Origin of the sequence: Pontibacter chinhatensis (assembly GCF_900113285.1) — a bacterium.
Taxonomy (GTDB): domain Bacteria; phylum Bacteroidota; class Bacteroidia; order Cytophagales; family Hymenobacteraceae; genus Pontibacter; species Pontibacter chinhatensis.
In genome coordinates, this window is the sequence record NZ_FOOT01000013.1 from 1 (window position 1) to 23,864 (window position 23,864).

The following is a 23,864-nucleotide window of genomic DNA, read 5'->3' on the forward strand; positions in this document are numbered from 1 at the left end:
TGCTTATCATCGCTGTGTGAATGGTTATGGAAGTTAATAAAAAAGGTCCGAACTTGCGCCCAAACCTCCATTTACACAGTTAATTAGATACTGCCCTAAAAGGCAAAGATGACAGTGGAAACTACAAGTTCCTTATACTATATACGTATAGTTATCTTACCGAACTATCAGTTTCTTAGTGGCTATCTGTTTACCCTCAGCATTAATGAGACGAATGATGTATGTTCCTTTGGCACCTAACTGGTGTAGCTCCACACTGCCTGACTTAGAATTTATAACCGCCTCGTATTTTACCTGTCCGGTCATGTCATAGATAACCAGTTTGTGATTGGCAAGTGTTTTATACTCTCCAAAGTCAAAGTGGACCGCATCGTGAGCCGGATTCGGGAACACTTTCACTATGTTACTCATCGCTTCATCATCAATGCCTGTGACTGTAGTATTTATCACTAACGTATCGGTAACAGTAACATAAGTAGTATCGGTCACGGTAACGTAGGTGGTATCTACATATGTTTTGTAGAGGGTGATATGAGTTAAGTTTACACACCCATTCTCGTCAACAGTGCTTTGCGTAAACTGACCCGGCTCGCAATACTGTTGTCCATTCAGCTCAAAACACTGATTCTGCACAATTCTGCCCTCCTCGAACCTCTCAGTCAAGCAACGCTCCTTTCCACTGATGGAAAAGTTATCAAGGTACTCTGCCCCACCCCACTTGGCTCCTGACAACTGGATATCAAACTTTTCTGTCGTTGCCAGACCGATGTCATATATCTGAGCTTTGTGAGCGCCGAGTAGTTTTGGGGCGGCTGTGCCATTCTCTCCGATGTGGTACACTCTTGTCGCTGCGAACACCTCATCACCGAAGTTGCCGCCCCTTGGGATGAACACTGCTTCGACGGTATACCAGTTGTTATCTTGAAGTGGTATCACTGTACCCTGCGCATAATTATAGGACGTAACTGCCAGCTCTACATTATTTGTGTGGGGAATGATGTTCAAGTAGAAGCTTATATCACGGTTATTACTGCTACGCAGGAAGAAAGCGACCGGGCGCTGAAAATCATTGGGGTTCACATTTGCACGCTTGTACTTAAATGCGATACTTAACTTCAATGTGTCTTGTGTACTTGATGAGTAGCTCTTATTATACACTATCACATCGTTACCCCATGAAACAGTGTTTGGAGGAACTAAGGCTCCTGAATTACCAACACCATTCACAGTAGAATAGGTAAACAATGTTGGCACGGCATTGCTCCTATCAGAGAAATTATTAGTTAAATCTGAGCTTGAATTGAAGTTAACCTGTGAGATAGTACTCTGCGCTTCAACAGCTAAACTAGTAAAGACAAGTAATAACAGAAGTAGAATTCTTTGCATGCTATATATGAACGATTAAAATCACAAAATACAAATATATACATATTCTTATGTTTATATCCATTTCATGATTATCTCTGCACCACAGCTTTCTAATTCCTGTCCTATTTCATTACACGAGCACAGCACTGAAAAAAACTATATGGCAGGGTACTTCTACAATAAGTCTGTAGTGGTGGCAACTGAGATAGCCCCAGAGAACCAGATTCAATTCGAACTGCTGGACATGGTAGACAGAATCAAGCATGCGAAACTGATGCAAATAATCGATGGACTTACGGAGAGGTTCGGCAGAGGCAAAGTAAGAGTCATTACTCAGGGACTAGATGGCTTGTGACAACTAAAGAGCGATGTCAAGTCACCTATATACATGATAGCCAAAAGGTCTTCGATTAGGTTCGCAAAAGCAGTAGGTTCACACTATAGAAGTCTAATAGCGGGTACCCATTGAATTGCACAACATGATGTTTAAATCTAAAGTTTTGACTAAAACTTGACGAAACTTAAAATAAAAAAGCCCCAAAACGCTGATTTATAGCTATTTGGGGCTTTTGCTTTGCAGAGAGTGAGGGATTCGAACCCTCGATACCCTTTTGAGGTATACACACTTTCCAGGCGTGCTCCTTCAACCACTCGGACAACTCTCTTTGTTAATCGAGTTGCAAATATACGCCAAAAAAAAGCATATCTGCAAGTATAGTTATCGCATACTTTTTACAAAGTTATCTCGCCGCGCAGGTCCTGCTGCAGCAACTCTACGCGCTCCGGATGGCTAAGTCCCTCTTGCGCCAGCACATACATCAGTTTGGAGATAGCCGCTTCGGTGCTGATGTCGGCCCCTCCTACCACGCCCATGTTCAGCAGGTGCTTGCTTGTTTCATAGCGGCCCTGGTCTACGCGCCCCTCATCGCACTGCGATACATTCAAAATAAGGATACCACGGTACACGGCCTCACGCAACAGATCGAGGAACCAGTCTTTTGTAGGGGCATTGCCCGAACCAAACGTTTCCAACACCAGCCCCTGCAGCCCCGGCGCCTGCAGTATACTTTGTACTACCTGCGGTGTAATGCCCGGAAACAGCTTCAGGATGGCCACCTTATCGTTTAAAGTATGGTGTACCTTAAAGGGCTGCTGCGGATGCAGTAGGATGTGCTCGTAGCTATACTCTATGTCAATACCTGTTTCGGCCAGGGGTGGGTAATTACCGGATTTGAAGGCGTCAAAATGGCTGCTCTCCACTTTTTTGGAGCGGTTGCCACGCAGCAACAGGTTACGGAAATAGATGCATACTTCGGGCACCACGCTCTTTCCATCCTTTTTGGTGGCCGCAATCTGCAAGGCAGTAATCAGGTTCTCGCGGGCATCGGTGCGGATACGGCCAATGGGCACCTGGGCGCCGGTAAAAACGACCGGTTTCTGCAGGTTCTCCAGCAAATAGCTCAAGGCAGAGGCGGAGTAAGCCATCGTATCGGTGCCGTGCAGCACCACAAAGCCGTCATACTTCTCATAATTCTCCCCAATAAGCCGGGCCAGCATCAACCAGTCCTGCACCGACACGTTGGAAGAGTCCAGGGCAGGCTCTATACTTAGTACCGTGAGCAGATAGTTAAACTGCCGTAGCTCGGGCACGTGGTCCACAATCTGTGAGAAGTTGAAGGGCACCAGGTGCTTCTCCTTTTCGTCGAACACCATTCCCACGGTACCACCTGTGTATATGATAAGTATGGAGGCCTCCGGATTAAGCGGCGCGGCGGTATCTATGTCTACTTTTACAACCTGCATGCTATAGTTTGAAAAGGGTTAAGGCATTGGCCGTGGTTTTCTCCGCTACTTCTTCCACCGGCTTTTGCATCAGTTCGGCTACGCGCTTCGCAATCAGGGGCAGGTATACCGGCTCGTTGCGCTTGCCGCGGTGCGGCGTGGGCGCCAGGTAAGGGCAGTCGGTTTCCAATACCACGTTCTCGAGCTGCACGTGCGGCAGCACGTTGTCCAAGCCGCCGTTCTTAAAGGTAGCCACACCACCAATGCCCATCAGAAAGCCCAGATCCTTTACTTTTTCAGCTTCCTCTACAGTACCGCTGAAGCAGTGGAAGATACCTTTCAAAGAGCCGTCCTGTGCAGCGGCAATGATGTCATAGGTTTCGTTAAACGAGTCGCGGGTGTGCAGCACGATGGGCAGTTTATACTTTTTGGCCAGCTCCACCTGCACCTTCAGGGCCTCCTGCTGCTGAGGCAGAAACGTCTTGTCCCAGTACAGGTCGATGCCGCACTCTCCTACGGCTGCAAACTCGCGCTTGCCCAGCCACTCCTCCACCAGGTACAGCTCCCGCTCAAAATCCTTGTCCACCGAGGTTGGATGCAGGCCCATCATCGGGATGCAAGTGCCTTTATACTTCTCCTCAGCCTCCAGCATGGCGTCAATGGAGGTATGGTCGATGTTGGGCATGTAGATTTTATTCACCCCCTCTTGCCGCGAGCGCTCCACCGCCTCAGCCCTGTCGGCGTTAAACTTTTCGGAATATATATGCGCGTGCGAATCAACTAAATTCATTTTTGACATTTATCAGTTAACATTGATCAGCAATCAATGATGGTACTACTTCTAATTTGTACCTGCAAGTTAGGTATTTTATGGCTTTGGAATGGCTATAAAGCTGCATTGTTAGATGGATGAGAGCACATTGTCAAACCACTCCTTACACCTTTGTAGAAGGGAATTTATACTTTCTAACTTTTTAACCTTTTAACTTTCTAATTAAAAAGCCGCAAGGCATTGCGTCTATACAACTCCCAAACTCTCTAACTCCTCAACTCTCTAACTCTTAATATTTTCTCCCCTTCCAGCTGATTTTGACAGGCAGAAAGAAGTATAGGATGAGGATAATCATGGAGATGAGCATGTAGAGCTCAAAGAGTGGGTAAAGGTACCAGCGGGCGCTCCGACCCAGGCGGCGGAGGCAGAGATGCAGGAAAACGCTTTGCAGCAGCAGTTTGAAGCCAAAGATGGCCAGCATCACCCCCACCGAAGTATAGGCAAAGAACGGCAGCAGCACGGGATAGTAGGCCGAGTAAAGTATAAAGATGACAGCCATGTACACCGGCAGGTGCATCGAGCCACGCATCCAGCGGCGGCGCTGCTGCAGGAAATCCGTAAAGGTGGAAGCCGGCGTAGAGAGCGCCAGCACATGTTGGTCGTAGATATTGCGGAAGCCCCAGCCTCGCCTGAGCACCTGGTTGAAGATGGCGATGTCCTCCGTCACGGAGAAATCTATACTTTCATAGCCGCCCACCTGCTCGTAGGCCTGCCGGCGCAGCAGCATGTTGTTGCCCATGGTCGTCACCCGCAGCCCCACATCCGACACCACCTGCATCAGCCCCAGCGAGTAGAGCCAGTCCAAGGTTTGCAGCCGGGCAAAGAGGCTCTTGCCCTCGGTGGTGGTGATACCTGTTACCACGCCTACCTTATCTTCGAGTCCCGAGAGCATGGCCTTTATCCACTGCGGCGGCACGGCAATGTCGGCATCGGTGTAGAAAAAGAAGTCGGTAGTGGCATGTTTGGCCAGATGGGCCAGCACATTGGCCTTGCCCCTGGCCTTGCCCAAGGTATGGGTGATGGAAATGCACGTATAATGCGGCTTACCCAGGATAAAGGCTTCCACCACGGCGCGCGTGTTGTCGGTGGAGGCATCGTCGCCGATGAGGACCTCAATTTTGTCCTTAGGGTAATCCAGCGCCCCGATGGCCTGCAGGCAGCGCAGGATGGTATGCTCCTCGTTGCGGGCGGCAATCAGGATGCTAACCGCGGGCTGCTCCTTCAGCCTGAGAGTATAACTTTTGCGGTTGAACACCAGCAGCGCCAGCAGCACCAGGAAGAGCGAGAAGTAAAGTATAAAATAGGCTACCGAGAAGATCATAGGGTCCGGAAAGTATAGCCCAGGCTGGTGAAATGCTCTAGGTACCGCGGCAGGGCATACTCCAGGTTGCGCTGCGCCTTCAGGCTGTCGTGGAATACGATGATGCTGCCGCTTTGGGTGCTTTTTATACTTTGCCGCAGGCACACCTCAGGCGCCAGGGATTGGTCGTAGTCGTTGGTGAGCACGTCCCACATCACCAGCTCATACTTTTGACGCAGCGCCTGCGCCTGCCGGCCGGTAATGCGCCCGTAAGGCGGTCGGAACATTTTAGTAGCCTCTGGCTGCAGCTTTTCAAGCACCTGCTGGCATCTCTCGGTATTCTCTACATACGTTTGCAGCGGCGTTTGCCAGCCTTTCAGGTGGTTAAAAGTATGATTTGCCAGCCGGTGCCCCTGCTTTAGTACCTGCCGCGCCAACTCCGTATGCTTAGCCACATTTTCCCCCACACAAAAGAAAGTTGCCCGGGCCTTATACTTCGCCAGCACCTCCAGCACCCAGGGCGTAACCTCCGGAATCGGCCCATCATCGAAGGTAAGGTATAGCATCTTGTCCGCCTCCTCGCGGTGCCAGGTATAACCGGGCATTAGTTTCTTAAGCAGCGTGGGTGTTTTGTAGAGGCGGAGCAATTTGATTGTTAATTGTTTGGGTATACCTATAAATAACGTGATTGCAAATAAACAATCAACAATTAGCAATTTATTACTTAAACCGGCACGAGAGCAGCGTGATGTCATCGTTGAAGTTGGCCTCCTCGTTGTAGAGGTTGATTTCGCGGAGCAACTCCAGGTGCAGCATTTTGGAGCTCAGGTAGCGGTTACGCTTCATGAAGTGGATCGTCCCCTCGATGCCAAACTCGGCCTCATCCTCGTCAAACACCTCCGTAAGGCCATCGGTATAGCACAGCAAAACGGATTTAGGCGGCACCTGCACTTTGCCCACATTCAAAAACGGCAACACATCAAACACCCCTAGCATGGTACAGCCGTCGTTCAGCAAAGTATGGGTGTTGTCTTCGTAGAGCAGGATGGGCGCGTTGTGGCCGGCATTTACATAGCTCAGCTCCCGGGTACGGCGGTTGTAAAGCGCCACAAAGGTAGTGACGAACTTCTCCGCGATGGCATTACGGAAAATCAGGTTGTTGAGCTCCGATACCACAGTGTTCAGGTCGGCGCTCTGGCGCAGGATAGTGCGTAGGCCGGCCTGGAAGTTAGACATCAGCAACGAGGCAGGCACACCCTTTCCCGACACGTCGGCCACACAGAACAGGAAGTTGTCGGCGTCTATTTCAACGAAGTCGTAGTAGTCGCCCCCGATGGAGGAGTGCGGAATATAGCTCGCATGAATGACCACATCCTTGTCGTTGGGCAGGCTCTTGGGGAACAGCATCGACTGCACCTCGCGGGCAATCTCTATCTCGCGGCGGATGGATTCCTGGGCCAGTCGCTGGCGGGCCATGCGGTGGTTTTCGATCGCCACGAGCATAATATTACTCACCGTCTGGATAAAGTTCAGGGCGTCCAGGTTGCTGGAGTACTTCTCGATCTTACCGATCATCACGAAGGCCAGCACCTTGCCATTGTGCAAAATCGGGATTACGATATCGAAGCAACGCCACTTCTTCTCCACCGGCAGTTTTGATACTTTGGTGATCTCCTTCAGGGCTAGTATCTCTTCTGGCAAACTCGCTCTGGAGAAGTCCATATCGGTACCGGAACAGATCTCACACTTCCACTGATCGTCGTGTACAAACAGCGTCAGCCGCTTGATCCCTAACTGAGCCAGCAGCGTGAAACGGTATATCTTGTATAGGGCAGCCTCGGGCAGGTTGGCGTTAATTGCCTGCGTTATCTCCAGCAGCGCCGATAACTCCAGCTTCTTCAGGTTTAGCTCCTGCTGTGGCTGTGGACTCGGTACGTTTATATCAGGCATTTGAGGTTCGGGTTTTTAATGTTCTCAGTACAGCGCCTCCCGCCGCCCAGGGTGCCAACGCAGACACCGGAAGCCCATGCTTGTACAACGTAAAAGTATAAAAAAAAGAGCAGCTTTGGCATATTTCCGGTTAAAACTGAGCTTCTCCTCAGCCATCTGGGCCAAGCCTGCTGTACAAGTATAGTTGGTCCAGCTTTCACTGCACCAAGGACATCCGCCGGCATACTTATACGTGCTTTTTCCCCTCTCTGCAGCACCTTCGCTCCGCATCTTTTTACCTGTTTCCAATAATACATTGATAATCAGATGGAACATGGCAAATAATCAAACATTTACTTAGGGCGTTTTTTAGCACGTTCCCACAGCTACACTAATCCTCTGTCGGTACTTAGCAGAAAGGTCGCTTCCTATACTTGCCTGACAATCAAACAGAAAAGCAGTTACTGCGAAAAGGCGGAAGATTAGATGGAGTTATGCACAATTAGACCAGCCTTGGTGGCCAGGAAAGCATACTGCTGGCAGTGTTTGCTAAACCCTGCCTCGTCATATTCCAGCTCTGTGTCGGGGTCCGGGTAGAATATCTTGACATACCCTTTCCTGATAAGCACTTGTAAAGCAGCGCATAGCTCTTCGTCAGTTAAAGAAAGGGTGCTCTTCAGATCTGCATAGGGGGTTACAAAGTATAACTCATCCAGAATGTCAAACTCGTTGTCGCTCATAGGTTTTGATGGTTCGTCCTTTCCAGTGATAGCGTCCCCAAAGGCCCCAAACAGCCGTAATCAGCACGTAAGGTGTGTATACGAACTGCAGCGGCAGGAAGTACCAAAGGAAACGGCGTGCCTGTAGAAAATTGGTTATCTCTCTTAAAAATAAGAAATCGACGGCAAACTTGGTAAGATAAGCCAGTAAAAAGGCCCAGGCAGGCAGGTTCCCCCAAAGCACCGCTGGAATAGCCAGGAACAGCAGCAGGTTTACGAGGAACACGCTCAACGCCACCAGCTGCACCGGCAGGTTTTGGTAAAATTTCCATTTACTGGCCCACCTTACTCGCTGCTGCACAAAGGAAATCAGAGTTTTACGCGCCGAAGTATAAATTATAGCTTCAGGTGATTTCAGAAACTTTACCCGCTCCGGAAATGCTTGGTGCACCTTGTGCAGCAGGAACTCATCGTCGCCGCTGGCAATGGTTTCGTTGCCGGCAAAGCCGCCTACCCGCTCAAAAATGTCCTTGCGGTAAGCCAGGTTGGCCCCGTTGCACATGTTCGGCTGGCCTAGGGCAATAGAAGCTCCCCCTATCCCAATCAGGCTGGAGAACTCCACCAGCTGCATCCGTTCGAAATGCGTGTGCGTGTTGTGGAAACTCACGGGTCCGCTGATAAAGTATGGCTGTTCTGTTTCGTAAACGAAAGCATAACTGCGTAGCCACTCCGGTCCCACCCGGCAGTCACCGTCGGTGAACACCAGCAGCTCGCCGCGCGCCTGCTCCACCCCTACCTGCACGGCCGCCTTTTTGCCTTTATACTTTACATAATTTTCTAACTGGAGATACTTGGCTTGAAGACCGGATGCAAGTATAAACTCCTCCACCAGGGTGGCTGTCTCATCGTCGGAGTGGTCGTCAATTACCAGCACTTCCAGCAACTCACGGGGGTAACGCTGGCGCTCCAAATCGCGCAGCAGGTGCAGGATATTCTCCGCCTCGTTCCGGACAGGTATGATAACGGTGATGGCGGTGGAGGGCTGAAAAGCAGCCGGCGGTGCGGTAACAGGCATGCGCCTCCAGGCAAGCCACCTCCTCAGAATAATCCAACTGTACCAAAGAACTGAAAACAGCAGCAGCCACCTCATGCCGGCACTCCTTTCCGCGCCAGCCGCATCCGCAGCACAAAGTATAAACCCACCACGCTGGGCACAGCAATGTTGAGTAACCACAGGCTAAGGCTGGCGCTGAGCACCTGTAACCTCTCCTGCCCGAGCAGCCCGAACAGGTACATCGCCGACAGCTCCCGCACCCCTAAATCTGAAATCAGACTGACCGACGGCACCACTGATTTAAGGAAGAAGGTACCCGACACTCCACTCAGGTATTGCAGTGGGCTGAGTCGTACCTCGAAGAGTATGAGCAGCAGTATAAACTGCACCAGAAACACAGCATAGCGCCCCAGCGAGAGCCACAGCAGCCGCGTCATCTCCCCGGAAGTATAGGTCCCCATGATGGACAGATAAGGCACGAAGGGGCGCAGTGGTTTAATGGCAGCCACCACGGCCACCATAGCTTTGGCATTATAGAGCAACAAGAGCATGGCTACGCAAAGGGTGAGCAAAAGTATAAATAAGCTAAGAGCAACCGCCGGGTACTCCTGCCAGCCGAAAGCAAGTATAAAGTATAGCAGTCCGCCTGAGCCGGCCAGCACGGTGGCCACCAACTGGCAGAACCTGCCGATGAAGATCGCTCCGATGGCTTCCAGCCGCTGCCGGCTCCTAAGCTCGAGCACGCGCCCGGCATAGTCGCCGAGGCGGTTGGGGGTGATGAAGCCTAGCGTGAGCCCTACCATCACGGCGCGGTAGGCTTGCCCGAACGACATAGGCTCCAGCTTCTGCCCCAGCAGCTGCCATTTGAGTGCCTCAAAACCCCAGTTAACGGGTATGAGCAAGGCTGTAAGCAGAAGCAGGTAGCGCAGCGGGCTCTGCCCAGCCTGCGTCAGAATGTGTCCCCAACTCAGGAATGTATCGGGTGCGGTGAAGATAGCCTGGTAGAGCAGGAACAGCGTGAGCCCCACCACCAGCGACTTTGCCAGGAGCAAAAGGAATTTTTTATGCCGCTTAATGTTCAAGATAATGTCTATTTTTGCACCCTATGGCTTACTCCACTGCACTTCCACCCAGCAAACTCATTCTTGGCATTGACCCCGGCACGCGGGTTATGGGCTATGGCTTGATAGAAGTGACTGGTACTAAGGTGCAGGTGCTGCAGTTTGGCGTTATCCACCTCAAAAGCTACAGCAACCACGCCATCAAGTTAAAGAAAATTTTTGACCGGATGATACAGCTCATCGACGAGTACCTGCCCGACGAGCTGGCCATCGAGTCACCTTTCTACGGCACCAACGTGCAAAGTATGCTGAAGCTGGGCCGGGCCCAGGGCGTGGCCATTGCCGCCGCCCTCTCCCGCGACATCCCTTACGTGGAATACGCCCCCAAGAAGATAAAGCAGTCCATCACCGGCAACGGAAACGCCTCCAAAGAACAGGTGGCGGCCATGCTGATGCAGATCCTCAAGATCCAGGAAGTACCCAAGCTACTCGACGCCACCGACGCCCTGGGTGTGGCGCTTTGCCACCATTACCAAAAAGGCAATAACGCCAAGCAAGGCGGCAAGTCGTGGAAAAGTTTTCTGGCGGATAATCCGGATCGATTAGCGAGTAAGTAGGGGTTTGCTGTTATATTTTATACTTCAGCTTATACTTCAAAGCTCCTGCTGTTCCGGACATCCTTGTCCGGAACCACTTCTGCTGCGGATTTCCAAATCCGCGTAAGTCATACTTTTATACTTACGATTTATACTTCTATACTTGCTGGTTTATACTTCCCGCCGCTGGCGCGGGCTTGCAGCCCGTGCCTAACTATGGTGTTGGGTTTGTAACCCAACCGGGTTGAAAAGCCATACTTCGTACTTTGCTATACTTTTATACTTGCCGATTTATACTTACTTAGCCACCGCTTTCCTCCACTTGAACCAAGTTATTCTTGCTAGCTGCGGCTCATCCTCCAGCCCCACAAACGTCTCGTTTCATCTCTAACTTTCTGCCCTCCTAGGCCGGGAGGCCTCGCCTTCGGGCATCGCGCTGCTTTCGCTTCCTTTGCTCCTGGCGTCGCAATGCCTCGCTCTCGCTCGTCACCGGAACCTCTCGAGGCGCTCAACCCAAAGGCTGGGAATAGAATCGATAGCCGCTGCCTTAGCTATGCAACAAGTATAAACTGTCCCCTTGAGGGGACCATAGGGGTATAATCGTTAACAGAAATTCCCCTCCTTTGATAAGGAGGGGTTAGGGGTGGTTGGACCTGGTACATTAGAAACTCCCCCACACGCAGATAGCAGTAACTAAATCCTATTACCTTAAATAGCGCTGCAACAGCAAACCAACCTAAACCAAAAGAGCCGGTACTTTCGCACCGGCTCTTGCTAATTTTCTTTCCAGATGTCTGCTATGAAGCGTCGTAAGCCGCTCTGATTTTTTGGGCTACTTCTTCAAACTCTTCTTTGCTGAACTGCTTTTTGTTGCCAAAATTCATGTCCTGCATGCTGTTGAGCGGGATAAGGTGTACGTGTGCGTGGGGCACCTCTATGCCCACCACTGCCACGCCAATGCGCTTGCACGGCACTACCTTCTCCACCGCTGCCGCCACTTTCTTGGCGAAGGCCATCAGGCCCAGGTACAGCTCGTCGTCCAGGTCGAAGATGTAATCGATTTGTTGCTTCGGTATTACTAACGTATGGCCCTTGGTGGTCGGGAACACGTCCAGGAAGGCCAGGTAGCGGTCGTCTTCCGCTAGTTTGTAGGCAGGTATCTCCCCGTTTACAATCTTGGTAAATATCGAAGCTTCCATGTTTATCGGCTTATTTCAAGTATCTCAAACTGCAACTTGCCGGCAGGCACCGTTATCTCAGCTTTATCACCTACGGATTTGCCCAGCAGGCCTTTGCCAATCGGCGACTTCACAGAGATTTTTCCGGCGGCCAGGTCGGCCTCTTCCTCTGCTACCAAAGTATAATCAACGACCATGTTGTTCTTCAGGTTTTTGATTTTCACCTTGGAGAGAATCAGCGCCTTGCTCGTGTCCAGGTTCGACTCGTCGATCAGGCGCGCGTTGCCTACAATCTCCTCCATCTTGGCGATCTTCAGCTCCAGGTGGCCCTGCGCGTCCTTGGCCGCATCATACTCAGCATTCTCGCTCAAGTCACCTTTGTCGCGTGCCTCCGCCAGTTGGCGCGCCACCTCGGCACGGCCCTTTGTCTTTAGCTCTGCCAGCTCATCTTTCAGCTTTTGCAGCCCTTCAGCAGTGTAATAGTTGATTTTGCTCATAATTCGGTTTTCACGTTTTAAAACACAAAAACAAAAAGAACGGCTATGGCTTGCATAACCGTTCTTCTTGCTAAATATGTTACTTATTTAATTCTTTTCCAGGGTGGCCGCTCCATACTTTCTATAGAGGTGCCGAGTTTAGCATAAGCCTGATTCTTGTATTTTCGATTCCCGCAGGGCTCCTCCCTCACGGTGCGCATCTAAAGCAAAGATAAAAATATTTATGATACACTACCCAAATTTTTTCCGGTCAAAATTTTATACTGCCCCTGCTCTGTAAGAAACAAGCAACGAAATCAGCTTGCCAGCACCTGCCCTATTTTCTGCACCAGCACCTCGTTTATCTTCACGTAGGATTCGTGTGTCCAGCCGGCAATGTGCGGCGTGAGGATGACATTGGGGGCCGAGGCCAGGTAGTCGAAATCCTGTTGCTGCTGAGCCGTTAAGGTATGGAGCTTCTCATTCTCCAGCACATCCAGGGCCGCGCCTTTTATACTTCCGGACTGCAGGTGCCGCACCAGCGCCTGCTGGTCCACCACCTCGCCGCGCGAGGTGTTCAGAAACCAGATAGGCTTGCGGAAAGCACTGAAGAAAGCATCGTTGGCAAAGCGCAGGTTCTCCTGAATAAAGGGGATGTGCAGGCTCACAATGTCGGCCTCTTCCTGCAGCTGCTCCAGCGACACACGTTCCACTGGCAGGTTAATTTTCTCGGGTGCATAGCGGTCGTAGGCCAGCAAGCGACAGCCGAAACCAGAAACGGTCCGTGCAAAGCTCTGCCCCATGTTTCCAAAGCCGATGATGCCGATTGTTTTGCCACTGATCTCCTCCCCTCGGTTTTCCTCGCGCAGCCATACTTTCTGCTGCACCTGGCTGTGGCTCCTCGATACATTGCGCAGCAGCGACACCAGCAGCCCCACAGTAAACTCGCCCACGGCCTGGCTGTTGCCCTCGTTGGCTGCAAGAAGTATAACGCCGCGCTCCTGCAGCGCCTGCTGATCGATGTTGTCCACCCCTGCCCCGGCTCTGGCCACATACTTTAGCTTATCGGCCTGCGCCAGTGTGTCTGCCGTGATGCGCATTTTACTCCGCACGATCAGCCCGTCAAAGCCCTGAAGCGCCTCTGGCACCTCCTCTGGTTTTATATCCGGCCGGTAATCCGCTTCCACGCCTATACTTTCCAGCATCGGAAAAATGCTCGGGTGGATTTCGTCAATAATCAATACGCTGGATGTAGAAGGTTTCGTAGACACGGATGATATTTGTTGGTTATTCGTTAAATGTTACTCGTAAACCGGTTAGTACAGGCTGAGGAGAGGCGTAGCCGAAATATGGAGCCTGTAAAGGTTATACTATGTTTTTTTACTACTCCTGCTCCATTGTCTCTTCGGTATATGCAACAGCTTCTTTCACAGAAGTTGAGAATACACCAGCGTCTCCCTCGTCAAAGAACAGTTTCCATACCTCATATCCATCTTTAAAATCAGGAATAGGCTGGTTATCCGTAATCTTCTTTGTCACACTTTTTTCCAGCGCCTCCAAATCAAATGGTAGATGCTCAATAGAAGTTACAATGCTGTCCTCGCTTGTGGGGCTTTTTATGTTTACATTGTCTATCGCAATGTGTACTACTACTTGGCCCCTTGGGTACTCCTCAACTTTGAGAATTGTTAATTTTGAGGACTCTTCACCTATCCTTGTTTCGTATTCCCAAACTTGACCTTCCTTAAATTGATATTCTTTATTTATCATTCTATTGTCAAGTTTAGGTTGGCAGCTCAACACCATCAGGGAAGCAGCAATAAGGAGCAAAGCTTTGCCCATGAATTTAAATTAAGTATACCTACAAACTATACAGCAGATGCGCCACGCCAAAGTAGATGGCAAGGCCCAATAGGTCGTTGGCGGTAGTGATAAAGGGTCCCGCTGCCACGGCCGGGTTAATGCCAAACCTGTCGAGGATCATCGGGGTGATGGTGCCCATCAGCGAAGCCAGCATGACTACCGAAAACAGCGCCACCGACACCACCATAGCCAAGGTGAAATCCTGCTTAAAGAGGTACGTGGCCGAAAAAACAAGTATGGAGATGATAAAGGCGTTCAGCAAGGCTACCAAAAACACCTTCAGCATACGCTGGGCAATGTTATCAAACATCACCTCGTTGGAGGAAAGCGTCTGGATGATGATAGAAGAGGACTGAATGCCCACGTTACCGCCCGTAGCCGTGATGAGCGGTACAAACAGCGCGATGGCCGGCAGCAGGGCGATGTCATCCTCATAGAAACCCATAAAGTGCGCCGCCAGCAGGCCGCCCACCATGCCAATAATCAGCCAGGGCAGGCGTGCGCGCGAGATACGCAGCACGCTGTCGTCCTCCTCCACGTTCTCGGTAATACCGGTCATGAGCTGGCGGCTAAGTTCGGCCTGTTCCTGCATCACGTCCACTACGTCGTCGATGGTGATGCGACCCAGCAGGCGCCCCTGTATGTTTACCACCGGAATGGCCTCCAGGTCGTAGCGCTGCATCATGTTCACTACCTCGTTCTCACTCTTGTAAGACTCAATCCAGATAACATCTTCGCTGTAAATATCCTTTACCTGCGTGTCGTCCTTGGACAGCAGCAGGCGCTTCACGCTGACGCGCCCCAGCAGCTTGTCACGATCATCCACCACATACACGGTATAGATACGGGCCACCCGCTCGGCCTGCCGGCGCACCTCCTCAATACACTGCCGCACGCGCCAGTTCAGGTTCACCTTAATAAGCTCTTTGGCCATCAAACCGCCGGCGCAATCCTCCTCGTAGTGCAGCAGGTCCAGGATGGCGGCAGCCTGCTCGTTGTTATCGATGTGCGCGATAACTTCTTCCCGCCGCTGCACCGACTGCTCGTTGAGGATGTCCACCGCATCGTCGGAGTGCATCAGGTTGATATAGCGGGCAATCTCCTCGCTGGTGAACTTATCGAGGAACTCGCTGCGGATGTCGTTGTCGAGGTCGCTGAGGATTTCGGCGCCGATTTCGGCTGGCAGCTGGTCCAGCACATAGCGCGATTCGTTCGCGTCCAGTTCGTAGAGCACCGTGATGATATCGGCCGGGTGCATCTCATCCATGGTACTCAGGATAAACTCCCGGTCCTGGCGTTCAATGGCTTCCTCTACCTGCTCAATATACTCACGTGTGATCTCTACCTGCATACTATTGCTTTATATTCTGCTCAATCAGTTGGGTCAACTCCACAAAGTCCTGCACCGAAAGCTGCTCGGCGCGTTTGTCGAAAACGGGCTGCGCCTGCACTTCGGGTGGCAAGTTATAACTTCGGAGGGAGTTACGCAGCGTCTTGCGGCGGGTTCCAAAACTTAATTTCACCACCTGCTGGAAAAGTTTCTCGTCGCAGGCCAGGCGCTCCACCTGGTTGCGCACCAGGCTTATCACGGCCGACTTCACCTTTGGGGGCGGGTTAAACACCTTCTCCCCCACCGTAAACTTGTAGTCGATGGTATAAAAAGCCTGCAGCAGCACACTCAGGATGCCGTAGGTTTTGGAGCCCGGAGGCGCGGCAATGCGCTCGGCCACCTCCTTCTGTATCATGCACACCACCTCCGGCACCACATCGCGGTGCTCCAGCACTTTAAAAAATATCTGGCTGGATATATTATAAGGGAAATTTCCGATAATGGCAAACTTGCCCGGAAAGAGCGTGCTCAGGTCGGTTTTAAGGAAGTCGGCGGAGATGATGCGGTTGCCCAGCTGCGGAAAGTGCTGCTGCAGGTAAGCAATCGATTCCCGGTCGATGTCCACCACCGTGGTACGGTATTCCGGGTGCTGCAACAGGTACTGCGTAAGCACGCCCATGCCGGGGCCAATTTCGAGTACATCCTGCACGCCGCCGGGCAGCGTGAGTTGCGCCACTATCTTCTGGGCAATGTTCTGGTCTACCAGGAAATGCTGGCCCAGGTGCTTCTTGGGTCTTACGTCGCTCACGTTCTGTTGCTTATGGTTTTTCGGTCGGTAAGCATACTTTTCCGCCCAAAACCGTTATACTTTAATTGGATGCAATTCCGGTAAACTACCCGTCAGGTTCCGGTTTTCGCATTACGTTTTATACTTACTATATTGCAGCTTCAAAGATACGAACCAGACATGCCAACGCAACTTAAATACGATACAAGCTCCGCAAAAAACACCGACCTGGCCCTTTTGGTAGAGGCCGGTAAGGCGGCGCAGCTGCCGGAACTGCAGCCCGAGGAGCAGGCTTATGTGCAGCAGCAGGTGGATCAGGAGGCAAAGCTCATCCTGCTCAACCGCTACTCTCACCGCGTGTACGTGGTGGTGGCCCCCGAGGCAAAAACGGAGAGCCTGCGCAAGGAAGCTATCCGCCAGGCGGGCCATGCGTTGCTGAAGCAACTCAAATCCGATAAAGTAGCGCACATCACCCTGCTGGATAAAACAGGAACAGGTGCCAGTTTATACTTAGCCGAGGGCATTTACCTGAGCAACTATACTTACCTGAAGCATAAAACCAAGGATACCAAGCCAAGTCCGCTGCAAAGTATAACGGTTGCCGACGCGCAGGTAACGGAGCAACAGGTGCAGGAACTGGCCCATGTGCTGGAGGTCGTGCTGAAGATCCGCGACCTGGTAAACGAGCCCCACAGCCACCAGACCGCCACGCAGTTGGGCGAGCAGTTCGTGGAGCTAGGAAACGAAGCTGGCTTCAAGACCGAGGTGCTCGACGAGTTGCAAATACAGTCGCTGAAGATGGGCGGCCTGCTGGCCGTGAACCAGGGCAGCGAGGAACCGGCCACCTTTACCATTATGGAGTGGAAGCCGGAAAACGCCACCAACACGCAGCCCTACGTGCTCGTGGGCAAAGGCGTGGTGTACGACACCGGCGGCCTGAGCCTGAAGCCAACGCCAAACTCGATGGACTACATGAAGTCTGACATGGCTGGCGCCGCTGCCGTGGCCGGTATACTTTACGCCGTGGCCAAAAATAAGCTGCCCCTGCACGTGATTGGCCTGGTTCCCGCCACCGACAACCGCCCCGGCGGGCAGGCGGTAGCTCCTGGCGACGTGATCACCATGTTTAACGGCATGACGGTGGAGGTACTGAACACCGACGCCGAAGGACGCCTTATACTGGCCGATGCCCTTTGCTTTGCCAAAAAGTATAACCCTGCACTCGTACTGGATTTCGCCACCCTTACCGGAGCCGCCCTGCGCGCCATCGGCAAAGAGGCTTCTGTAGTGATGGGCACCGCCGGCGACGAGGTGATGGGCGCCCTGAAGAAAGCCGGCGAGGAAGTGCATGAGCGTTTGGTGGAGTTTCCGCTGTGGGATGAGTATAAAAAGCAACTGGAATCTGACGTGGCTGACCTGAAGAACATTGGCGGCGTGGACGCCGGGGCCATCACGGCTGGCAAGTTCCTGGAAGTTTTCACGAGCTACCCTTGGGTACACTTTGATATTGCCGGCACGGCTTACCTGCTGAGCGAGGACTCCTACCGCGGCAAATTGGCCACAGGCACCTGCGTTCGCCTTGTTTACAACTACCTAAGCGCACTGGCACGATAAGCACACATGGACAACAAGTATAAAGTTAAATTAGGCATCAGCATTGGCGACACCAACGGCATCGGGCCGGAGGTAGTCGTGAAGACACTGTCCGATAACCGCATCCTGAATTACTGCACCCCTGTCATCTACGGGTCGGCAGCTATACTTAACAAAGTACGCAAGGCGCTGCACTCCGAGCACTTCAACTACCAGCAAGTAGATTCGGTACAGGCGCTGTCACCCCGCAAGGTAAACCTTATTTCCTGCTGGGATCAGGACTTGGAGTACACCCCCGGCACCCCTACCCCGGAATCAGGCAAGGCCTCCCTGGACTCGCTGCTGGCAGCTTCCAGAGATTTGAAAGCCGGTTTTCTGGACGGATTGGTAACGGCCCCTATCGACAAGGACAACATCCAGAGCGAGGAGTTCCAGTTCCCAGGCCACACCGAGTTCCTGACCTCCTACTTTGACGCCCCCGAGAGCCTGATGCTGCTTGTGAGCGGCGATTTGCGCGTTGCCACTGTAACCGGGCACATGCCGCTAAAGGATGTTTCAGACAGAATCACTGAGCAGCTGCTTATCCGCAAGCTCACTATCCTGCAGCAATCGCTGCGCAACGACTTTGGTATTCTGAAGCCGCGCATCGCAGTGCTAGGCCTCAACCCGCACGCCGGCGAAAACGGTTTGCTGGGCACCGAGGACATGGAGATCATCCGCCCCACCATCATGCAGATGAAGGAGCGCGGGCACCTGGTGTTCGGCCCGTTCCCGGCCGATGGCTTCTTCGGGATGCAGCAGTACAGGCAAGTGGACGCCGTGCTGGCCATGTACCACGACCAGGGGCTGATTCCGTTTAAAACATTGGCCTTTGAGAGCGGCGTGAACTATACGGCCGGACTGCCTATTGTGCGCACCTCCCCTGACCACGGCACCGCCTATGATATTGCAGCAAAGCACATTGCGAATGAAACCTCTTTCCGGGAGGCGTTGTTCCTTGCCTGCGACATTATTCGCAAGCGCCAGTTGGAGGCAAATCCTGCACTATAATTAAGGCGGGGTATTTTATTTATCAGAATTATGTTCTAATTTTGCAACCTTGCAATAAAGAGTCGATTGGTGTGAAGAAGCTAAAAGATTACGAGATCGGCATTGCCAAGCTCAGCAACCGCACACACAAGTATGAGTTTACGCTGAACGACGACTTTTTTGAGGAGTTCGGCAAGGAAATTATACTTGGCGGCAAGCTGAAGGCAGATGTGGAGCTGGATAAGACAGAGTCGCTGCTTACCTTCCACTTCGACATTACAGGCCACGTGCGCCTGACCTGCGACAGAAGCCTGGAGGAGTTTGACCATCCGGTGGATGTGCAGGCCACGTTCCGCATCAAATACGGTGAGGAGAACGCGGAACTGGACGATGACCTGTGGCAGATAACGCCAAACACGCAGACAATCAACATTGCGCAGCACCTCTACGATTATATCGGGCTGTCGCTGCCAATGAAGAAGCTGCACCCCCGCTTTGTGGAGGAAGACGAGGAAGAGGAAGCAAACGACCAGGACATCCTGATCTATACTTCCCGAACCGATGCCGGCACAGACGAGGATGACGACGAGGACGATACAGACCCGCGCTGGGATGCCCTCCGAAACCTTAACTAACAGAAATTCAGAAGTATAAAGTATAAACGTAAGTAAATCATTAACTAAAAATGGCACATCCTAAACGCAAGATTTCGAAGACCAGAAGAGATAAGAGAAGAACTCACCAAGGCCTTTCTGAGAAAGCTATTGCCATCTGCCCAACTACAGACACGCCACACCTGTTCCACCACGCGTACGTGGTAGATGGCGACCTGTACCACAAAGGCAAGCTGGCTATTAAAAATTATACAACGAACGCCCAGTAAGCACCCGCTGCTTTAAATTATAGTTCCGTATAATTTCTAAACACCCCCGTAAATGAGAATCGCTTTAGACGCCATGGGCGGTGATTATGCACCTGAAGCCATTGTGAAGGGTGCTGTATTGGCCGCGCAGGAGATAGACAAAAGCGCAACCATCGTGCTGATTGGCAAGGAGGATGTGGTTAATGGTCTACTCAAGGAATATGGGTACACGGGCAGCAATATTACTGTCGTAAACGCCAGCCAGGTAATTGAGATGGGGGAACACCCCACCAAGGCCCTGACGCAAAAGCCCGACTCGAGCATAGCAGTAGGTTTTGGTATGATGAAAATGCAGAAGGCGGACGCTTTCTGCAGCGCAGGAAATACCGGAGCCATGCTAGTTGGAGCCATGTTCAGCGTAAAAGCAATCGAGGGAATTCTGAGGCCTCCTATCGCCAACTTCGTTCCGAAGCTGAGCGGTGGGTATGGTATTATACTTGACGTGGGGGCAAACGCCGACTGCAAGCCGGAAGTGCTGGAGCAGTTTGGCGAACTAGGCTCTATCTACGCCAAGTATGTACTCGACATTCAGAACCCAAAGGTGGGCCTGATGAACCTGGGTGAGGAAGAAGGTAAAGGCACAACCGTTATTCAGGCGACCTACCAGCGCCTGAAGGCCAATGCCAATATCAACTTTATCGGCAACATCGAGGGGCGAGATCTGTTTAATGACAAGGCAGACGTGATCGTGTGCGACGGCTACACAGGCAACATTATCCTGAAAATGGCTGAGTCGATCTACGACATCCTGCACGAGAAAGGCATGAAAGATCCTTTCTTCGAAAAGTTTAACTACGAAGCGGAAGGCGGAAGCCCGATTCTGGGAGTGAACGGAAACGTGGTGATTGGCCACGGCGTATCCAGCCCGGTTGCCATATGCAACATGGTGCTGCAGGCCCAGAAAATGATCTCTTCTAAAGTATGGGAGCGCTTCAAGAAAAACTACAGCGCATAACATAGCAGCTTCGTAGCTGTAAAAGGCGTTTTCAAACTTGGCATCAGCTGTCTAAAGATTCTTTTTAAAGAAACTGACAGGGTGATGCCAAGTTTTTTTTATTAAATTGCCTGCCTTAATCTTTATCACCTTAACCGAATTGACAAATGAGTAAGATTACTGCTGCCATTACAGGTGTAAGTGGCTATGTACCAGACTACGTGCTCACCAACAAGGAGCTTGAGACGATGGTTGAAACGAACGATGAGTGGATCACGTCACGAACTGGTATCAAAGAGAGGCGCATCCTGAAGGGCGAGGGCAAAGGTACATCGCACATAGCAGTGCCGGCAGTAAGAGAACTGCTCAAAAAAACGAATACAAGGCCAGAGGAAGTAGACCTGCTTATCTGTGCCACCACCACCCCGGACATGGTTTTCCCGGCTACGGCCAACCTGATTACCGCTGAGGTAGGTGCTGTGAACGCTTTCGGTTACGACCTGCAGGCAGCCTGCTCCGGCTTCCTTTTCGCACTGGCCACTGGCTCCAAGTTCATCGAGTCCGGACAGTACAAGAAGGTAATCGTAGTAGGTGCCGACAAGATGTCTTCCATTGTTGACTACACTGATCGTGCTACCTGTATTATCTTCGGCGACGGAGGTGGCGCGGTGATGCTGGAGCCAAACACCGAAGGACTGGGCATCCAGGATTCTATCCTGAAGTCTGACGGAACAGGCGCGCAGTTCCTGCACATGAAGGCCGGTGGCAGCCGTAAACCAGCCACTATCGAGACCGTGCAGGCACGCGAGCACTATGCCTTCCAAGAGGGCCAGCAGGTGTTTAAATTCGCTGTAAAGGGCATGGCAGACGTTTCAGCTGAGATCATGGAGCGCAACCACCTGACCGGAGAGGATGTGGCATGGCTGGTACCACACCAGGCAAACAAGCGCATCATAGAGGCTACGGCCAACCGCATGGGCCTGAGCAGCGAGAAGGTGATGCTCAACATCCAAAAGTATGGCAACACCACCAGCGGCACCATTCCGCTTTGCCTGTGGGAGTATGAGAGCCAGCTGAAGAAGGGCGATAACATCGTCCTGGCCGCATTCGGCGGAGGCTTTACCTGGGGCGCCATTTACCTGAAGTGGGCCTACGATCCGAAGTAAGACAGGTATAAAATATAGATAATGTAAAGGCGGCTCTGGAAACAGGGTCGCTTTTTTTAATTGAGCTTATGCAGATAAGAGAGCTGCAGTGTGAGTTTAAAGTATAGTTTCTGGCGCCGGTATCTAACCGGTGACGGACAGTGGGTGCGAGTCTCCATACTCGCTTAAAGGCTAGCTTTTGCGTTATCACTGAACGAAGCAGAAATAACATCCTTCGCTGGCGCGAGTTTGCAACTCGTGCCTTTTTATAGGGTCGAATCTCATACTCGATTGGCTTGAAAAGCCATACTCTATACTTTAGCTATACTTTATAATTGCCGGGTTAAACTTCTATAGCCGCTGCTTCCTTCCTCTTGAACCAAGCTATCCTTGCTAGTTGCCGTTCTTCCTCCAGACTAACATACCTATCGTTTCACCTTTAGCTTTGGTGCTCTCATGCCCGAGAGGGCTCGCCTTCGGGCATCGCGCTGCTTTCGCTTCCTTTGCTCCTGACGTCGCAATGCCCTCACGGGCACCGGAACCTCTCGAGGCGCTCAACCCAAAGGCTGGGAACAGAATCAATAGCCATGGCTAACGGAGCTTTAGCCAAGTCCCCCTTTAAAGGGGGCAGGGGGATGTAATCGTTAGCAGAGAATTCCCCTCCTGGGAGGGGCTGGGGTGGGTTTATACGTTGTAGGGACAGGTCGCGACCTGTCCGCGTAAGGACAGCAACTACGAAACTTATACTTCAGCCATCGTAATCACAGACTCCCCTCCTTAGACAAGGAGGGGTAGGGGTGGTTGGACCCGGCACTGCATTAGATACTCTTGGGACCTCCGGATACTTCAAGGCCTTCAGTTGAAAGCAATATCGCAGGCTCTTTGCTGTCGAGAGCAGCTTGATGCAAAGTATAGCACCACGTAGCAGATTAAAAAAGGGGTAGGCAGCGTGAAGCTACCTACCCCTTTTTTACTTTATACTTTGCTACAACTTATGGCATGTAAGACAGCTCTACCCTGAAGCGTGGGTCTGAGGCATCAAGCTTCTGGTAAGCCTTCTTAGACAGGCGTACAATCACTTTGTCGTTCTCTGAGGTTTCAGGCAGTTTGCCGATAACACGTACATACACCACCTGGCCGTTCACCACGTTTTTAACCTGCATGATGGTGCCCACCGGAGCGGTTTTGTGCAGAGCCAGGTACTTGTTCGTATCAATGGTTTTAGAATCTATCGACTCGGCCATGCCTGTTTCGATCATCTTGTTCATGCCAGCGGCTGAGGCATCCGCTTCCGGCTCTTCCTCATCCACGCGCTCCTTAATGGTAACGGTTACCGGCGTTGGAGTTACAGACGCAGAAGGAGTGGCTGGTCCGGCAGAGGCAACAGCAGAGGCATCTGTGCTCCTGCTCATTTCATCATCCCGTTCCGGCACGTAAACTGGCTTTTGCGTAGGCGAAGGCTCCCCTATTCCTACAATCAGCTCCTGACCAATCTCGATGGTATTGTCAGGTAGCTTGTTCCAGAACCTCAGGTTCTCTACCGATATGCCATACATGCGCGACACAGAGTACAGCGTCTGCTTTGGCTCCACTTTATGCAGCTTGTTGCCGATGCTGTTTACCGTATAGGTGCGGTTGCTGGCTGCAGGGGCATTGGTAGTACTGGTGGCAGGAGCCGAAGCCGTTACGGAAGTATAGCCGCGCGGAATCAGCACAACCTCGCCAATCCTTATGGAACTCTGCACACTCGGGTTAGCCTCCACGATCTGCGCAACAGGCACTCCATACTTGCGGGAGAGCGCATATAGTGTTTCCTTAGGTTCCACTTTGTGCTGCACAAACAGCTTCCCGTTCTTACGTTCTATGCCCACAGAATCGCGCACAGCACTGAGGTCCAGAGCATTAGCCGAAAGGGAAAGTACAGGCACTGCTACAAGGGAAAGTAATAAAGTTCGTAACATAAGGG

General features: G+C 51.8%; 23 protein-coding genes and 1 tRNA gene. 7 read left to right on the forward strand and 17 right to left on the reverse strand.

Going from position 1 to position 23,864, the window contains the following annotated elements; genetic code table 11:
• Positions 1 to 156 precede the first annotated feature (156 nt).
• The 10 genes from BM040_RS20275 to BM040_RS20330 all read right to left on the reverse strand — a co-directional run bounded on the left by BM040_RS20275 (position 157) and on the right by BM040_RS20330 (position 10,036).
• Entirely contained in the window at positions 157 to 1,386 is a 1,230-nt protein-coding gene (locus tag BM040_RS20275) for a T9SS type A sorting domain-containing protein (protein ID WP_092105413.1), read from the reverse strand.
• Between the two features lie 559 nt (positions 1,387 to 1,945).
• Positions 1,946 to 2,033, reverse strand: a tRNA-Ser gene (locus BM040_RS20285).
• A gap of 67 nt (positions 2,034 to 2,100) precedes the next feature.
• Positions 2,101 to 3,171 (reverse strand): asparaginase, encoded by a 1,071-nt coding sequence (locus tag BM040_RS20290; RefSeq protein WP_092105417.1) that lies wholly within the window; start codon positions 3,169 to 3,171, stop codon positions 2,101 to 2,103.
• Position 3,172: 1 nt separating this feature from the next.
• Positions 3,173 to 3,940, reverse strand: coding sequence for a TatD family hydrolase (locus BM040_RS20295; RefSeq protein WP_092105420.1), 768 nt, complete (start codon positions 3,938 to 3,940; stop codon positions 3,173 to 3,175).
• A 271-nt stretch (positions 3,941 to 4,211) separates the two neighbouring features.
• Positions 4,212 to 5,303 carry a glycosyltransferase gene (locus tag BM040_RS20300; RefSeq protein ID WP_092105422.1) on the reverse strand — a complete coding sequence of 364 codons (1,092 nt, stop codon included), beginning with the start codon at positions 5,301 to 5,303 and terminating at the stop codon, positions 4,212 to 4,214.
• Entirely contained in the window at positions 5,300 to 5,929 is a 630-nt protein-coding gene (locus BM040_RS20305) for a polysaccharide deacetylase family protein (RefSeq protein ID WP_245756317.1), read from the reverse strand. Before BM040_RS20305 ends, BM040_RS20300 begins: the two co-directional genes overlap by 4 nt.
• A gap of 73 nt (positions 5,930 to 6,002) precedes the next feature.
• Entirely contained in the window at positions 6,003 to 7,232 is a 1,230-nt protein-coding gene (locus BM040_RS20310) for a PP2C family protein-serine/threonine phosphatase (RefSeq protein ID WP_092105424.1), read from the reverse strand.
• A 461-nt stretch (positions 7,233 to 7,693) separates the two neighbouring features.
• Positions 7,694 to 7,951, reverse strand: coding sequence for a hypothetical protein (locus BM040_RS20320; protein WP_092105428.1), 258 nt, complete (start codon positions 7,949 to 7,951; stop codon positions 7,694 to 7,696).
• Positions 7,932 to 9,005, reverse strand: a complete 1,074-nt coding sequence (locus tag BM040_RS20325; protein WP_245756318.1) for a glycosyltransferase — start codon at positions 9,003 to 9,005, stop codon at positions 7,932 to 7,934. The genes BM040_RS20320 and BM040_RS20325 overlap by 20 nt, the downstream gene beginning before the upstream one ends.
• A gap of 71 nt (positions 9,006 to 9,076) precedes the next feature.
• Positions 9,077 to 10,036 (reverse strand): lysylphosphatidylglycerol synthase domain-containing protein, encoded by a 960-nt coding sequence (locus tag BM040_RS20330; RefSeq protein ID WP_245756319.1) that lies wholly within the window; start codon positions 10,034 to 10,036, stop codon positions 9,077 to 9,079.
• Between the two features lie 53 nt (positions 10,037 to 10,089).
• On the opposite strand from BM040_RS20330, the gene ruvC reads away from it, so the two are divergent.
• On the forward strand, positions 10,090 to 10,662 hold the full coding sequence (gene ruvC / locus BM040_RS20335) for a crossover junction endodeoxyribonuclease RuvC (protein WP_092105434.1): 573 nt from the start codon (positions 10,090 to 10,092) through the stop codon (positions 10,660 to 10,662).
• A 776-nt stretch (positions 10,663 to 11,438) separates the two neighbouring features.
• Here the strand turns inward: ruvC and BM040_RS20340 are convergent.
• The 6 genes from BM040_RS20340 to rsmA all read right to left on the reverse strand — a co-directional run bounded on the left by BM040_RS20340 (position 11,439) and on the right by rsmA (position 16,296).
• Positions 11,439 to 11,840 carry an HIT family protein gene (locus BM040_RS20340; RefSeq protein ID WP_092105437.1) on the reverse strand — a complete coding sequence of 134 codons (402 nt, stop codon included), beginning with the start codon at positions 11,838 to 11,840 and terminating at the stop codon, positions 11,439 to 11,441.
• A 2-nt stretch (positions 11,841 to 11,842) separates the two neighbouring features.
• Positions 11,843 to 12,316 carry a transcription elongation factor GreA gene (gene greA, locus BM040_RS20345; RefSeq protein WP_092105440.1) on the reverse strand — a complete coding sequence of 158 codons (474 nt, stop codon included), beginning with the start codon at positions 12,314 to 12,316 and terminating at the stop codon, positions 11,843 to 11,845.
• 296 nt (positions 12,317 to 12,612) lie between these two features.
• The gene (locus BM040_RS20350) at positions 12,613 to 13,566 is read right to left on the reverse strand and encodes an NAD(P)-dependent oxidoreductase (RefSeq protein ID WP_245756320.1); all 954 of its coding nucleotides are present in this window, start codon (positions 13,564 to 13,566) and stop codon (positions 12,613 to 12,615) included.
• A gap of 112 nt (positions 13,567 to 13,678) precedes the next feature.
• Positions 13,679 to 14,065: a hypothetical protein gene (locus BM040_RS20355; RefSeq protein ID WP_139217861.1), complete on the reverse strand. Its 387-nt coding sequence runs from the start codon at positions 14,063 to 14,065 to the stop codon at positions 13,679 to 13,681.
• Positions 14,066 to 14,156: 91 nt separating this feature from the next.
• Positions 14,157 to 15,509: a magnesium transporter gene (gene mgtE / locus BM040_RS20360; RefSeq protein ID WP_092105446.1), complete on the reverse strand. Its 1,353-nt coding sequence runs from the start codon at positions 15,507 to 15,509 to the stop codon at positions 14,157 to 14,159.
• Between the two features lies 1 nt (position 15,510).
• The gene (gene rsmA, locus BM040_RS20365) at positions 15,511 to 16,296 is read right to left on the reverse strand and encodes a 16S rRNA (adenine(1518)-N(6)/adenine(1519)-N(6))-dimethyltransferase RsmA (RefSeq protein ID WP_092105448.1); all 786 of its coding nucleotides are present in this window, start codon (positions 16,294 to 16,296) and stop codon (positions 15,511 to 15,513) included.
• 159 nt (positions 16,297 to 16,455) lie between these two features.
• Between rsmA and BM040_RS20370 the strand changes: the two genes are divergently transcribed.
• The 6 genes from BM040_RS20370 to BM040_RS20395 all read left to right on the forward strand — a co-directional run bounded on the left by BM040_RS20370 (position 16,456) and on the right by BM040_RS20395 (position 21,919).
• Complete coding sequence (locus tag BM040_RS20370; RefSeq protein WP_092105450.1) at positions 16,456 to 17,889, forward strand: leucyl aminopeptidase family protein; 1,434 nt, start codon at positions 16,456 to 16,458, stop codon at positions 17,887 to 17,889.
• Positions 17,890 to 17,895: 6 nt separating this feature from the next.
• Positions 17,896 to 18,918 carry a 4-hydroxythreonine-4-phosphate dehydrogenase PdxA gene (gene pdxA / locus BM040_RS20375; protein ID WP_092105452.1) on the forward strand — a complete coding sequence of 341 codons (1,023 nt, stop codon included), beginning with the start codon at positions 17,896 to 17,898 and terminating at the stop codon, positions 18,916 to 18,918.
• A 71-nt stretch (positions 18,919 to 18,989) separates the two neighbouring features.
• Entirely contained in the window at positions 18,990 to 19,532 is a 543-nt protein-coding gene (locus BM040_RS20380) for a YceD family protein (RefSeq protein WP_092105454.1), read from the forward strand.
• A gap of 50 nt (positions 19,533 to 19,582) precedes the next feature.
• A complete protein-coding gene (gene rpmF, locus BM040_RS20385; RefSeq protein ID WP_073854612.1) occupies positions 19,583 to 19,780 on the forward strand; it encodes a 50S ribosomal protein L32 in 198 nt (65 codons plus the stop codon).
• Between the two features lie 52 nt (positions 19,781 to 19,832).
• Positions 19,833 to 20,774, forward strand: coding sequence for a phosphate acyltransferase PlsX (plsX, locus tag BM040_RS20390; protein ID WP_092105456.1), 942 nt, complete (start codon positions 19,833 to 19,835; stop codon positions 20,772 to 20,774).
• Positions 20,775 to 20,920: 146 nt separating this feature from the next.
• Entirely contained in the window at positions 20,921 to 21,919 is a 999-nt protein-coding gene (locus BM040_RS20395) for a beta-ketoacyl-ACP synthase III (protein ID WP_092105458.1), read from the forward strand.
• 971 nt (positions 21,920 to 22,890) lie between these two features.
• Here the strand turns inward: BM040_RS20395 and BM040_RS20400 are convergent.
• Positions 22,891 to 23,859: a septal ring lytic transglycosylase RlpA family protein gene (locus BM040_RS20400; protein WP_245756321.1), complete on the reverse strand. Its 969-nt coding sequence runs from the start codon at positions 23,857 to 23,859 to the stop codon at positions 22,891 to 22,893.
• Positions 23,860 to 23,864: the final 5 nt, after the last annotated feature.